Origin of the sequence: Paenibacillus sp. MCAF9, assembly GCF_052114265.1 — a bacterium.
Taxonomy (GTDB): Bacteria; Bacillota; Bacilli; order Paenibacillales; family Paenibacillaceae; genus Pristimantibacillus.
Map to the genome: position 1 here is coordinate 42,545 of NZ_JBFREL010000017.1, position 12,872 is coordinate 55,416.

Here is a 12,872-nt window from a genome sequence, read left to right on the forward strand (position 1 = left end):
ATTAATTTACGGTTAAAACATAGACTTCGGAACTACTTATAACTACAATTCTAGACCAATGTACCCAAAACCTCCCAAACAATAAAATAAATTTGCTTAGATGCTCATTTTTCTATAAATAAGCAAAAAAACAAAAAAACGCTCGAAAATTCAAGCGTTTTACGATCATTTTTATAGTTGCTCTCTCTTGAAAGCATCACACCACTAAGTTCCTTCACTCATACGACTGCACAGGCTTGACTCCCTCATGGCTTACCGTATCTATGACAGCTTGAAAAAGATTCGGCGGGTACTCCGCAATGCGGTGGCACAAGTACAAATACCATTCATGTCCATAAGTAAGATAAATCCTGATCGGATGTCCTGCTGCTTTCAGCTTGCTGCTCAAATCTGGACGAATGCCATACAGCATTTCAAACTCAGCATTAGAGCTTGATCCCACTCCTTGATTAAGAAGTTGTTCAATAATAGACTCATCATGGGTAGCGATCGATACACGATGTCCTTGGCGGAGCGCGCTCTGAGCAAGTTCAACATAACGATCATTTAGCGCAGGAGAACGAGGTAACGAGTATTCACTGGATTCTTGATACGCGCCTTTGACGATGCGGATACGGCTAGGTGAGGATATAGCTGCCAGATCCTGTGGTGTTCTTTTCAAATGCGCCTGTAACGTAATGCCGACATTCGGATAAATAGAAGCAACTTGCTCAAATATAGTCAGTATTCTGTCTGTCTTTGAGGACTCTTCCATACTAATGAATAGTTCAACGCCAGCTTTCTGCGCCTGCCCAGCTAAATTCATAAGATTCGAATAAGCAAGCTCCGTATCCAGCGAGAGCCCTATATGTGATAGATCAAATGATACTCGTGCGGAGAGCTCATTTTGCCGAGCTTCATGGATGAGCGCCAACATTTCTGTAACTGCTGCCTCACATTTAGCGACATCAGCAGTATTCTCGCCGATATACTCGAGTGATACCGCGTATCCTTTGGCGGAAAGCTCGCTTGCTGCTTCAACTCCATCTTGCCTTGCTTCACCCGTTACATACCGCGCAGCAGCACCTCGCAGCATTTGGTTCAGCTGTGGCGTTTGCTCCACATATGACTTTAGGTCAGGACGACGAGCGATAGATTTGAGCGCAGCTGTAAATTGTTTTTCTAAGTCTGATCTGTTATGCATAATGGTTCTACCACTCCTTCATTCAAGTAAATCTAAGTTTACAAGCTAGACAGGAAGCGGTATTGTATAAAATTGCTCCATTTCAAATAGACAAAGCATATTTTTGCGGCGTTGCCCCTACGATTTTGACAAATGCTTTGGAAAAGTGACTCTGGTCATAAAAGCCCACTTCTGCTGCAATTTCGGATATTGGTCGCTGCTTGGTCAATTCCAGTTTTGCATGATTGATTCTCAGCAAAATCTGATAAGCGTGCGGAGGCAGATGGCTCCATTTCTTAAATAGACGAACAAGATGAAATCTGCTAATACCCGCTTCATTCTCCAGCTGCTCCAACGTAACATTTTCGTCAAAATGCGCATGCAGGTACTCTTTTATCAGTTTGACGTACTTTTGATCCTGTTTACGCTGTGATTCATGTTCAAGATCTTCCGTATTCTGACTCACGAGTGATTGTACCAGCTCAATTAAAGCCGTTTCGACCTCAAGCGGAGTTCCTTTGCTTATAAGTGCCTCCATCGTCCGGTTTATTTGCAATCGACAAGCATTATTTTTACCCTCTTCCAGCAAGTACGGGATATCCAGCTGGCCAAGCTCTGTATGATCAAGGCCTTTAAACCATTCGGGCTTGATGAAAAGCATCTTGTACTGCCACTCCATATCATTAAGAGGATGACAAGCATGCATCATTTTTGGCGGAAAACTAATGACCCTTCCCGCTTCAACCTGAAGCAGCGTTCCATCGCACCATGCGCTCGTTTCACCCTCATCTATAAGTCCAATCGAATATTCCTCATGAAAATGCTTTTGATAGGCAAGATCGCTCCTCATACATCGCTTTGCTTCCAAAAAAGGCAGCGAATCCTCGCGGTAAAAGGTCACAGTTGACATGCTTGTGTCCTCCTCTTAGGCTTCAACTTAACTATTCAGTAAGCTTTAGTATATCATGATTCTAGTGAACTAATGGACATCCATATACACAAAAAAACACGCCCGAATTGGCGTGTTCCATCTTCATGTGTTCACCTCGAATACTTCCTTCGCAACTTGAATCGCCGACGCAGCTCGCGGCCATCCAGCGTAAAACGCCAGATGGGTCAACGCTTCGATCAACTCTTCTTCGTTCAGACCGTTCTCTTTTGCAAGGCGGAGATGATAAGAAAGCTGTTCTGTAAGTCCTCCAGCGACTAGCGCCGATATCGTAAGGAGACTGCGTTCCCGAAGCGATAATTGTTCTCTTCTCCACACGTCCCCGAAGAGAACTTCTTCCGAATATCGCACGAAAGCAGGTGCAATATCCCCAAACGATTCTCGGGCAGTTGATTTGAATTTTCGATGCTTCATTCTTATGCCTCCCCCTTGTTGTCTGGACGTTCGATCATTTGTGCAACGCCGTTACCGAATGACCAGTCCTCAAATTCCGTATCGACCAGTACGACGAAAACGTCTTCTTTCCTCATGTTAAGCGTATTTGATAATAGCTCGGCTAACTTTGCGTAAAAGCTTTTTTTCTGCTCGATGCTTCTTCCGGATTTGAGCGTAATTTGAATATAGAGCAGCCCGTCACTTCGCTCTATATTTAAGTAATTCCGGCTAAAATAAAACTCGCTTTCTTTGTGTGAATGGAAAACTTGAAAGCAATCATCCTCCGGTACGTTAAAATGCTGAATTAATGCATTCATAATCGCTTGGCTTATGATGGGCAATTGCTCTTTCCCATATTGGTTTTCCATGTAACTTACTCTGATGAATGGCATTTTTATATCACTCCTTCAATGAGATACCCCCATTTTACTCCCCACGTATTTATTTGTATAATTGAATAAAATGATATTTCAATTCAATTATACCGATGGAGATATGTGCTATGGACTTAAAGGAACTCATTACGTTTCGAACCATTATTCAAGAAGGAAACTTCACCAAAGCGGCCGCTAAATTGAATTACGCGCAGTCTACGATTACGAATCAAGTCCAGCGGCTGGAGAAGGAATTGGGCATTCAGCTATTTAAGCGCGGATGGGATGCAGAGTTAACCGCTTCTGGACAAATTTTTGCCGTGGAAATTGACAAGCTCATTCAACACTGGAACCATGTAACTGAGCAAGCAAAAGCTTTGCAAAGAGAGGAGATCGGCTCCCTGCGCGTCGGAGGGTTAGCATCGATATTCGAGAATGTGCTGCCCAGCTCTCTGCGACAATTTCAGGAACTTAAACCAAAAGTATCATGTCACTTTGTCAGTGGGAACACCGACTCCTTGTCACGAGCGGTACTCCAGAACCAACTGGACTTTGCCATATGCGGAGAGCCTGCCGAGTTTTCTTCATTTAGCTTTGAGCCTCTATATAATGAGAATATTTCCTTCATTGTAGCAAACAACCATCCCTTGGCTGAAAGAAACGGAATAATATCCTTTGAAGAACTGCTTAACTATCAGATGATCATTGGAGGAAATACCTGCTTGTATTATCTGCGGTTAGCTAAGCAATATTCCCATTACACCGAAACCCCTTTTCTATATACGGTGAATCAAATTTCGGCTATTCCTGGGTTTGTTCAGCGAATACCTTCCGTTGGAGCCGTTCTAGATTCAACAGCGTTACCCACGAATGTTGTGAAAATACACGTTGAACTGAAAGATTCTGCCATTCCAGTTGGTCTGCTGCAATTACGTAACACGGAGTATAATTCGTCATCCAAATATCTTTTCATGCAATATGTAAAAGAGGAACTGCGGCGAAATGAAGTGTATTGAGCTTTCGTTTAGCACCAAAAATAAGGTCAACCAGAAGCTATGATGGCATCTTTCTCTTTTGGGTCTGTTGATGCTCACTTAAGCAAATGGCGGACAAGTGAATTTTGACGTATAATCGAGGCGGGTTATGGAGCTAAACACACATAGGTTCTTACAGTGTGCGAAACGGCTAGGTTTGTGGTCTGTAAGCACATATATGCGCTTATAGAGTTGCTGAAGCATATGGTCATGGTGGGAAATGGAGCAATAAGCACACATAGGTTCTTACAATGTGCGAAACGGCTAGGTTTATGGTCTGTAAGAACATATATGCGCTTACAGGGTTGCTGAGGCGTATGGTCAAGGCTGGAAATGGAGCAATAAGCACGCATAGGTTCTTACAGCGTGCGAAACGGCTAGGTTTGTGGTCTGTAAGAACATATATGCGCTTATAGAGTTGCTGAGGCGTATGGTCGAGGCGGGAAATGGAGCAATAAACACACATAGGCATAGGTTATTACAGTGTGCGAAACGGCTAGGATTGTTGGAGGGTGCCCCTGAAGCTTATTGCTTTTGAAACACCCTCTGATTTACTTCATTGCTAAAGCCTAGGGATAAAGCTCGATTTAGGTTGTCTGCTCATCTTGCACAAAATTTAACACCCGGTCATCCACCGCTGCGGAATCCCCTAGATCAGGCTGATCGCTAAGTGTGATTACAGGCTCAGTCAAGAAGCCATGCAGCTCAAAAAGCACAATCTCGTTGCGTCCCTTCCGCAGCAAAGGCCCTGGAATATAAAGCGCACGCTGAGGTCCAATCTCCCAGTACCGTCCCAGATTAAAGCCATTAATCCATGCTACGCCTTTATTCCAACCATCAAATCTTAAAAAAGTGTCCCCGATCTCTTCTACCTCAAAGGAACCTTTGTAAAATGCCGGAGTTTCTACTTGCAATTCATGAGCATTCGTTCTCTCGTAGCGGACAGATGATAGAGAATCAGGACAAAGGGGAAGCGTCCGAATCGTCCAATTGTATAGAAATTGATTATCAAGGAGCACTCCTTCGGTAATCCCCTTAGGATCACGAAGTCGAGGACCGTAATTGATTCGCCCCATGTTCTCGACAAGGATATCGAGTCTTGCCCCATTTTCCGGAATGCTAATATCTAAGGGCTTAGGGTCCCAGCGCTCCACCACACCTAATAACTTGCCATCTAGAAATACTTGCGCTCGGTCACGAACCTCTTGAATAAGCAGCTTCTGCCCAGATCGAGGTCCTTTTACCCATGTCGAATACAAAATAAAACCGTACGCCTGATCGAATTTCTCCATAGGCTGTATGAATGTCGATTTTACCGGCTCTGATACTTGGTCCAAATTATCAAGCAGTGTCGCGCTCTCTGACAGTGTCACTTTGCCGTATGAATATTTAGGAATCGGCTGCGGCATGTCACCACCTGGCTCGATGCCGTGCTTAGCAAACACGCTGCGAACCGCTTCATACTTGCTCGTCACATCCCCCCACTCACTCAGCGGTGCATCATAATCATAGCTAGTTACCGTAGGCTCATACGTTTTAATATGATTGGCGCCATTATAAAATCCAAAATTCGTTCCGCCATGGAACATATAAAGATTAACCGATGAACCACTATCCAATATTTTATCCAGTTCGTCGGCCACTTCAGCTGCAGCCCGAACATGGTGAGGCTCCATCCAATGATCGAACCATCCATTCCAAAACTCCATAACCATAAGCGGTTCTGTTTCTCTATACTCCCGATACTTTCCGAACGATCCCGCAACTCGCGATCCAAAATTCACTGTTGCATGAACACCCTCTATTGTGCCGCCGAGCAGCATCTCGTCAGTAGGTCCGTCAGAAGTGAAGAGCAGCACGTCTATCCCTCTTTGTACAAGCCCATCTCGAATATAGGTCAAATAGGAGGTATCATTGCCGTAGCTGCCATATTCATTTTCCACCTGAACCGCAAGAATCGGGCCACCCTTCGTAGAGAGCAGTGGAACAAGCTTAGGAATTAATACATCGTAATAGCGATCTACCTTCGCCAAATAGGCACTATCCGAGCAGCGAAGCTGCATATCGCTCTCTTTCAATAGCCATGCCGGCAATCCTCCAAATTCCCACTCCGCACAAATAAATGGGCTGGGACGAACAATCACGTGCAAGCCCAGTTGTCCCGCAAGCTCAATAAACTGGACGATGTCTGCCATTCCTTCAAATTGAAATTGACCTTCCTGCGGCTCATGCACATTCCAAGCAACATAAGTTTCAACTGTATTAAATCCACATGCCTGCAATTTCTGCAAACGATCCATCCAATACTCTGGCACGACACGGAAATAGTGTATGGCACCCGACACGATACGGTAAGGCTCCCCATGCAAGTAATACTGCCCATCTCTAATCTCCAATTGACTCATGGTTTCCTCTCCCAATCTTAATAGTTTCCAATGCTAACATCGAATCTAATTGCTATTAAACACGGCAAAACGTTTTATTATTGGCCGCTCTACCGACTCAAGTACAGTTAAACGTATTCTGTCTGTGGAAATAGGTTGGAAGAAATCTATTTTTTTGTGCCCAATTGCGCTCCCACGGATTATCTCTATCCATTCATTTCCAGATTGAGCCTCAATCTTATAGTCCCGTACCCGTTCTCCATAAGCGATATCTTCCATTGTGATGATATGGTCGATGATAAGTTTCCGAGGCAACACAAGCTCGATAACCTCTCCCTCGCCAAACAGCTCGGCAAGTGGATGATCAAACCTGCGACGAACCTCGTTTCCAAACGAAATAACTCGGTTCACATCTGCTTCCGGCATAAGTCCCCGGTTATCTGGGGTTACATTCAAAAGCAGTGTTGCACCATGACCAACCGACCGATAATAGATGTCCATTAATTGCTCCAAGGAAAGAAGCAGATGCTCCTCCTCAGGATGCCAGAACCATCGGTCCTTCCGAATAGGGACATCGCATTCTGCCGGTACCCAGCGAGGTGTTTCTGGCAGCCATTTCAGATCCCCTTCACTAAACATGCTAACCCGAGCAGATTCAGCAGTATTCCAGCAAGGATAAGGGGCAAGACCATCCTCATTCCCTACCCATCGGATCGTCGGCGCTCCCATATTAAACACCATGGCATCGGGCTGATGCTGCTTGATTAGGTTCATGATTCGTTTCCAGTCATACTCTCTTCCTTCGGAGCCCGCTCCGTCGAACCAGATCTCAACGAGTGGACCATAACCCGTTAGCAATTCCTCCAGCTGACTAGCGTAGAAGAGATCATACGCTTCTGGATCGGAATAACATGGTTCATGTCTATCCCAAGGTGATAAATAAAGGCCAAAGCCAATTCCTTCTTCAAGGCAGGCATCTGCACAATCCCTTACGATATCGCCTTTGCCCTCTCTCCAAGGACTAGAGGCAACCGAATAGTCTGTCGTTGCGGTCGGCCAAAGACAGAAGCCGTCATGATGTTTTGCCGTAAGGACGAAGTATCGGAATCCAGCAGCCTTTGCCATACGCACCCACTGGCGGGCATCAAGCTGGGCTGGATTAAATAAAGAAGGCGAGTCATTCCCATCGCCCCATTCCTGATCACAAAACGTATTCATTCCAAAGTGACAGAACATTCCGAGTTCAAGATCCTGCCAACGACGCTGCTGCTCGGTTGGCACTGATAATGATGATGATAAGTTAGCCATGCTGCATCTCCCTTTCCTTGCACTCCTAAGTTGCCATTGATCCGAGACAAGAAAAAGGAGCTTTGCAGCAGCCATGTCTAGACTGCTCAAAGCTCCTCAATTTCGGTTTCAATTCACTTAACTTTATTTTGTTTCTTTCTCATCAATGATTCTCGTCGCTTCTTTTACCATCCATGCTTGTACATCGTCAATGGAATCGCTGCTAAGCATGAACTTGCTAAAGCCATCTCCGATAACTTTCGTCAAATCAGCAGTACTTGTCGTTACCACTTGTGAAGCATCCAAATATTTAATTTCAGGGCCAAATAATGTGTTTTTAAGCGATTCAACATCATATTTATCAGCGTTTGCACCGATCAAACGATCAAGTACGACGTTTTGGTCTGATTTTTTCCAGCCAGAGAATTCGTTTCTTGATTCCGAATCAGTTGTTGTCATAAAGCGCATTAATTTGAACGAAGCTTCTTTATGCTTGGAAGTCGCACCCATTACTAGATGTCCGCCACCTACAAAGTACTTGCCACCTTCATAATCTTTTGGCTGCGCATTCGCAGGAGGAAGCGGAACTGGAGCAAATGCCGTTTTGAAATCATGCGGATATTGCTCTGTATTTCCTGGGTCAGGAATCATAAAGCTTCCGGAAAGAATCATCGCAGCACTTTCACTGAAAAATTCAGTACGATAGTTAAGCTTCGATGCAAGAACATCCGCATAAGGCTTAGCCGATTTATCAACCGTTTCCATGTCTTTGCGCAGCTGGAAGAAGTATTTATAAGTTGGATCAGCCAAGATCGTCGTTCCATCATCATAACGGAAAGGATCTTTCATCACCGTTTGCGCTGGAGCATTCATATACAATTCCCATGTATGGAAGTACGAACCGTACTGTTTATCCACGCCTTCGCCTTTGGTCAGCTTCTTGGAATAATCGCGGAAGTCATCCCATGTCCAACCGTATGTCGGCACTGGCAAGCCTGCTGCATCTAGGGCATCCTTATTCAATAGAATGAACTGGTAACCTGTAGACATCTGCATGCCGTAAGTTTTGTCGCCCACTTTTGGATTAACAAAATATTCATCCGCAGCAACAAGATTATTTGCAGCATAATATTCATCCAGCGGAGCTAGCGCGCCTCTAGTTGCTCTTTCAATAACCGCTGACGCGCTCGGAACGTTTACAACGTCGACCGCTTCACCTGAAGAAATTAGAAAATCAAGTTTTTTCAACATTTCCAAGGAATTACCCGGAACAAGAATGACATGCTCAACTTTAATATCCGGATTTTCTTTCTCAAATTCTTGCAGCATAGCTTTTGTACCAACCTCTTGAGCTGCACTGTCAAAATTGTAATACTTAATGGTCACTTGCTTGTCCGCCGCACTCTCAGACCCGGTAGCGTTTGAGCTTTTAGGCGAATTAGAATTACCTCCACATGCGCTTAGCACTGCAAAAGCCGCCAACAAAAGACAGATTGAAACTAAAAACTTGCGTTTACCCTTATGATTCATTTTTTTGCCCCCTATTTAATAGCTGACTCATCTTCTTTCATCATCAGTATAAAGATTGGACGATTCATAGAAGAGTATAATTTTGAGGTAAAATGATTACTTTTTTGACTTTTTTTCAAATATCACCCTTTGACTCCGCCAAGGGCAATTCCGTTAATGACTTGCTTCTGCAATATAATAAATATAATTAATAAAGGGATAATAGCTGACAGCGCGGCCATCATCATAATGGCATCATTCGTTGTATAATCATCCCTGAACAGGCTCATACCAAGCGGGATCGTATACAAATCTTTGGATTGCAGGAAAATAAGCGGATTCTGATAATCATTCCATGACCATATGAACTTTATAATAGCGACGGTAGCAAGCACCGGTTGGCAAAGCGGAATGATAATCGAGCGGAAAATCCTTAAATGGCCAGCTCCATCAATTCTCGCAGCTTCCATATACTCATCGCTGATGCCCGCCATGAACTGACGAAGCAGGAATGTGAAATAAATAGAAAACATCCCCATAAAAATAAGCGCAAAGTGACTATCATAAATACCTAGCCAGCGAACCAGCATAAACCGAGGAATTAGAGTGGCCTGATCCGGTATAATCATGAACGAAATCAGAGCCATAAATACAAGGCCTCTTCCTCTAAACCGGAGTTTGGTAAATGCAAAAGCTGCCATAGTGGAAAAGAGCAATGTGAGACAAGTGACAATTAAAGCTATTTTAATAGAATTGAAATAAATATGAAGAAAGTTTACATTTCCCATCCAAACTGCTTTAAAATTGTACAACACATTAATATTTTTAGGAATCCACTCAATGGGAAAACGCATAACATCCTTTTCAAATTTAAACGCTGATGAAATCATCCATATGAATGGAACTAAGAAGAAAATAGATATGGCACCCATGATAATGGTAACAATTATTTTTGATATATTTTTTCTTATGATAAGCAAGCTGACCCCTCCCCCTTATAATGATTCTTCATTTCTGAATTTCCAGGTGACCGCAGTAATGACAGCAATAATCGCAAATAGCAGCCATGAGATTGAAGCCGCGTACCCCATGTTATAATTCACGAATCCTTCCTCATAAATCCGGAATACGATGACTGTAGAAGAATTGTCTGGTCCCCCAGCTGTCAAATAAGAGATAATATCAAATACTTTAAAAGAACCAATCAACATCGTAATAAACAAGAAGAACGTTGTCGGACGAAGCAATGGAACCGTGATTTTGAGAAACTTGGTCATTGAAGTCGCACCGTCGATATCCGCCGCTTCATATAGTTCATTCGAAATACTTGTAAGACCGGCCAAATAAATAATAATCGTATAACCAAGCCCTGCCCAAGAAGTGATGATCGCAATGGCGATAAGTGAAGTTTTTGGGTCCACCAGCCACTTAGGCGGGTTGGAAACGCCTAGATCCATCAAAAACTGATTAATCGGTCCTAGTGAAGGATGGAACAATGCGCTCCACACTGCTGCTACAGCAATAATGGATGAAATATAGGGAATGAAAAACACAACCTTAAAGTAATCCTTCCAAAACACCTTATTGTGAATGAGAACAGCGAGTACCAGCGATATAGCAATTGGAACCGGCACCGTTAGCACGGTATAAAGCAGATTGTTTTTCAACGCTTTAATGATGGTTGGATCATGAAACATTTTAATATAATTGTCGATACCGTTAAACTTAATGCCCCCTAGGCCTGATAACAGGTCCCACGAAGTAAAGCTCAAATAAAGAGAAAACCCAAGTGCAAATACATTCAGCAATAACATACCTATGATTTCTGGGGCAAGAAACAGCCAGCCGATTAATGCTTCTTTCCGCCTCGGAGTCCAAAATTTTCTTGGCTTCTGTAGAATTTCAGGGTTTGTGATTGGTTTAGCAGCTTCCATTTCGTATCACCTCAACATTTATTAAGTTGATACTAATGATAATAGAAATCCATAGGACAAGAACGATGGATTATGACTTCGTAGGAGCAATATTTTGACTTTCCAAATGGGTTATATTCGGCGAAAACACCTTAAGAGTTATGAACAATGGGAACGACAAAAAAACCTGTACCCCGGCATTATCGGAGGACAGGTTTCGATTGTGGCTTCATCTTACATAAGTGTTAATCGTATAATTGGCTTTATATTCACTTGGAGTCATGCCTATATACTTCTTGAACACTTTTGAAAAATAAGTTCTATCCGAATATCCCAGTCCCATAGCTAAAGATTCGATGCTTTGGTTGGACGTTTTCAGCATTTTAGCAGCAATTTTCATTTTATACTGGTGGACAAAATCCGTGAAATTCACACCCGTCAGTCGTTTGAAATAGCGGGAGAAGTAGCTTGAATTCAAATACAAATGACGCGCCATGTCAATTGAGGTAATATTTTCGGATAAATTTTTATCTAAATATTGTTGAATCACCTGCAGTTTTGGCTCCTGGATCACAGGTTCTAATCCCTTCTGCCGGTTTTTCGCAATGTGAATAAGCTTTCTCTCAATCAGTCCTGTTACATCGAGCAAAGTCCTTGCAGAAGACAGGTATATATAAATCCCCTCATCCGACTTCCATCTTGAGAACATTAAATCAATGCTGCGAATGAGTGTTGATAAATCCTGAACCAACTCACTTGGCTCGACTCTATTCTCTTCTGCATTTTTTCCAATATTCGTGACGATATTATGGATACTGTCAAAGTCGCCTTTCATAATCGCACGCTCAATATCTGATTTATAACAATCTAGAAACCCTAGCGGATAGGATAAAAACATGTTCTGTAAGAAAACATTCATATTTGCAACCGTAAACTCACTGCTTTTGTAAAACTCATTTTTATATTGAATCACCTGCTGATAGACGGCTCCAATGGATTGCAGCTCCATCTTATCTGTCACGGTGACTATATTAAGCTGCAATTTCAGAAACTGTAGACAAAGAGCCTGCAGCTCCTGCATGTATTTTTGAAAATAAGGATAGGCATTGTTCGCCAAATTATTTCGGTAATTATACAAAATAACTAAATTTTCTTTTTCCAAAAATGGCGTAATTCCATCATACGAACCAGACAGCTCCACCGCGATATTGTGGATCGCATAAAAAATTAACGAAATATTGTTCTGAACGTAAAGCGATTCGTAAGTTGAGAAATTGATATGGACGACACCCATCATAAAGAAGGGGTATCCCCATGAGATGCCTAGCTGAGCTGCATACCCCACAGTTGATGTGGGATTAACACCATCAATAACTCTTTGAAACAAGCCTTGCTTGAACAGCTCACTGTTATAGTTCGATACTTCATTGTCGATCTTTGTGACTTTCATTTTGAGCAATTGTATCGATTTTCCTAAGCTTTGCTCAAGCTGCTCCGCCGTTAATTGATCTTTAAGAAGATAATCATCCGCATTCAGCTTTACTGCCTGCTGTGCGTAATGAAAATCCTCGTGGCAAGTCAAAAATATGACTCTAATATCCGGTTTCATCCGGCGGAAAATAGCTGCTAGCTCAATACCGCTTTTTTGCGGCAGTCCAATGTCAGTGATGACGATATCAGGCGATGTTTCTTCATACATATGCAATGCCTTTGCACTTGAATAGGTAGCCCCCACTACGTGCAGCTGGAGTGACTCCCAATCGATCATTTGCTGCAAAACCCGAATCATAGGGACGTCATCATCAATTAACATGACTTTATACAT

11 protein-coding genes are annotated in these 12,872 nt (G+C 42.9%); 1 reads left to right on the forward strand and 10 read right to left on the reverse strand.

What is annotated here, in order from left to right; all coding sequences use genetic code 11:
* Nucleotides 1-214: 214 nt before the first annotated feature.
* The 4 genes from AB4Z45_RS22030 to AB4Z45_RS22045 form a co-directional block, all read right to left on the reverse strand.
* Entirely contained in the window at nt 215-1,183 is a 969-nt protein-coding gene (locus AB4Z45_RS22030) for a proline dehydrogenase family protein (RefSeq protein ID WP_441911566.1), read from the reverse strand.
* Nucleotides 1,184-1,265: 82 nt separating this feature from the next.
* On the reverse strand, nt 1,266-2,072 hold the full coding sequence (locus tag AB4Z45_RS22035; protein WP_441911568.1) for an AraC family transcriptional regulator: 807 nt from the start codon (nt 2,070-2,072) through the stop codon (nt 1,266-1,268).
* A gap of 123 nt (nt 2,073-2,195) precedes the next feature.
* Complete coding sequence (locus AB4Z45_RS22040; RefSeq protein ID WP_441911570.1) at nt 2,196-2,525, reverse strand: carboxymuconolactone decarboxylase family protein; 330 nt, start codon at nt 2,523-2,525, stop codon at nt 2,196-2,198.
* 2 nt (nt 2,526-2,527) lie between these two features.
* On the reverse strand, nt 2,528-2,938 hold the full coding sequence (locus tag AB4Z45_RS22045; protein ID WP_441911572.1) for a tautomerase family protein: 411 nt from the start codon (nt 2,936-2,938) through the stop codon (nt 2,528-2,530).
* Nucleotides 2,939-3,048: 110 nt separating this feature from the next.
* Here AB4Z45_RS22045 and AB4Z45_RS22050 point away from each other — a divergent pair, with 110 nt between their 5' ends.
* Nucleotides 3,049-3,936, forward strand: coding sequence for a LysR family transcriptional regulator (locus AB4Z45_RS22050; protein ID WP_441911573.1), 888 nt, complete (start codon nt 3,049-3,051; stop codon nt 3,934-3,936).
* 605 nt (nt 3,937-4,541) lie between these two features.
* Here AB4Z45_RS22050 and AB4Z45_RS22055 read toward each other — a convergent pair.
* The 6 genes from AB4Z45_RS22055 to AB4Z45_RS22080 form a co-directional block, all read right to left on the reverse strand.
* Nucleotides 4,542-6,359, reverse strand: a complete 1,818-nt coding sequence (locus tag AB4Z45_RS22055) for a glycoside hydrolase family 35 protein (RefSeq protein WP_441911575.1) — start codon at nt 6,357-6,359, stop codon at nt 4,542-4,544.
* A 45-nt stretch (nt 6,360-6,404) separates the two neighbouring features.
* A complete protein-coding gene (locus tag AB4Z45_RS22060) occupies nt 6,405-7,646 on the reverse strand; it encodes an alpha-L-fucosidase (RefSeq protein WP_441911577.1) in 1,242 nt (413 codons plus the stop codon).
* A gap of 123 nt (nt 7,647-7,769) precedes the next feature.
* The gene (locus AB4Z45_RS22065) at nt 7,770-9,155 is read right to left on the reverse strand and encodes an ABC transporter substrate-binding protein (RefSeq protein WP_441911579.1); all 1,386 of its coding nucleotides are present in this window, start codon (nt 9,153-9,155) and stop codon (nt 7,770-7,772) included.
* A 122-nt stretch (nt 9,156-9,277) separates the two neighbouring features.
* Nucleotides 9,278-10,066 carry a carbohydrate ABC transporter permease gene (locus AB4Z45_RS22070; RefSeq protein ID WP_076269617.1) on the reverse strand — a complete coding sequence of 263 codons (789 nt, stop codon included), beginning with the start codon at nt 10,064-10,066 and terminating at the stop codon, nt 9,278-9,280.
* Between the two features lie 63 nt (nt 10,067-10,129).
* A complete protein-coding gene (locus tag AB4Z45_RS22075; protein WP_441911581.1) occupies nt 10,130-11,068 on the reverse strand; it encodes a carbohydrate ABC transporter permease in 939 nt (312 codons plus the stop codon).
* Nucleotides 11,069-11,276: 208 nt separating this feature from the next.
* The gene (locus tag AB4Z45_RS22080; protein ID WP_441911639.1) at nt 11,277-12,872 is read right to left on the reverse strand and encodes a response regulator transcription factor; all 1,596 of its coding nucleotides are present in this window, start codon (nt 12,870-12,872) and stop codon (nt 11,277-11,279) included.

Coding starts and splice junctions, on each gene's coding strand:
- AB4Z45_RS22040 (WP_441911570.1), bottom strand. CDS start 2,525: ATGAAGCATCGAAAATTCAAATCAACTGCCCGAGAATCGTTTGGGGAT.
- AB4Z45_RS22055 (WP_441911575.1), bottom strand. CDS start 6,359: ATGAGTCAATTGGAGATTAGAGATGGGCAGTATTACTTGCATGGGGAG.
- AB4Z45_RS22045 (WP_441911572.1), bottom strand. CDS start 2,938: ATGCCATTCATCAGAGTAAGTTACATGGAAAACCAATATGGGAAAGAG.
- AB4Z45_RS22035 (WP_441911568.1), bottom strand. CDS start 2,072: ATGTCAACTGTGACCTTTTACCGCGAGGATTCGCTGCCTTTTTTGGAA.
- AB4Z45_RS22070 (WP_076269617.1), bottom strand. CDS start 10,066: ATGGGTGCCATATCTATTTTCTTCTTAGTTCCATTCATATGGATGATT.
- AB4Z45_RS22060 (WP_441911577.1), bottom strand. CDS start 7,646: ATGGCTAACTTATCATCATCATTATCAGTGCCAACCGAGCAGCAGCGT.
- AB4Z45_RS22030 (WP_441911566.1), bottom strand. CDS start 1,183: ATGCATAACAGATCAGACTTAGAAAAACAATTTACAGCTGCGCTCAAA.
- AB4Z45_RS22065 (WP_441911579.1), bottom strand. CDS start 9,155: ATGAATCATAAGGGTAAACGCAAGTTTTTAGTTTCAATCTGTCTTTTG.
- AB4Z45_RS22050 (WP_441911573.1), top strand. CDS start 3,049: ATGGACTTAAAGGAACTCATTACGTTTCGAACCATTATTCAAGAAGGA.
- AB4Z45_RS22080 (WP_441911639.1), bottom strand. CDS start 12,872: ATGTATAAAGTCATGTTAATTGATGATGACGTCCCTATGATTCGGGTT.
- AB4Z45_RS22075 (WP_441911581.1), bottom strand. CDS start 11,068: ATGGAAGCTGCTAAACCAATCACAAACCCTGAAATTCTACAGAAGCCA.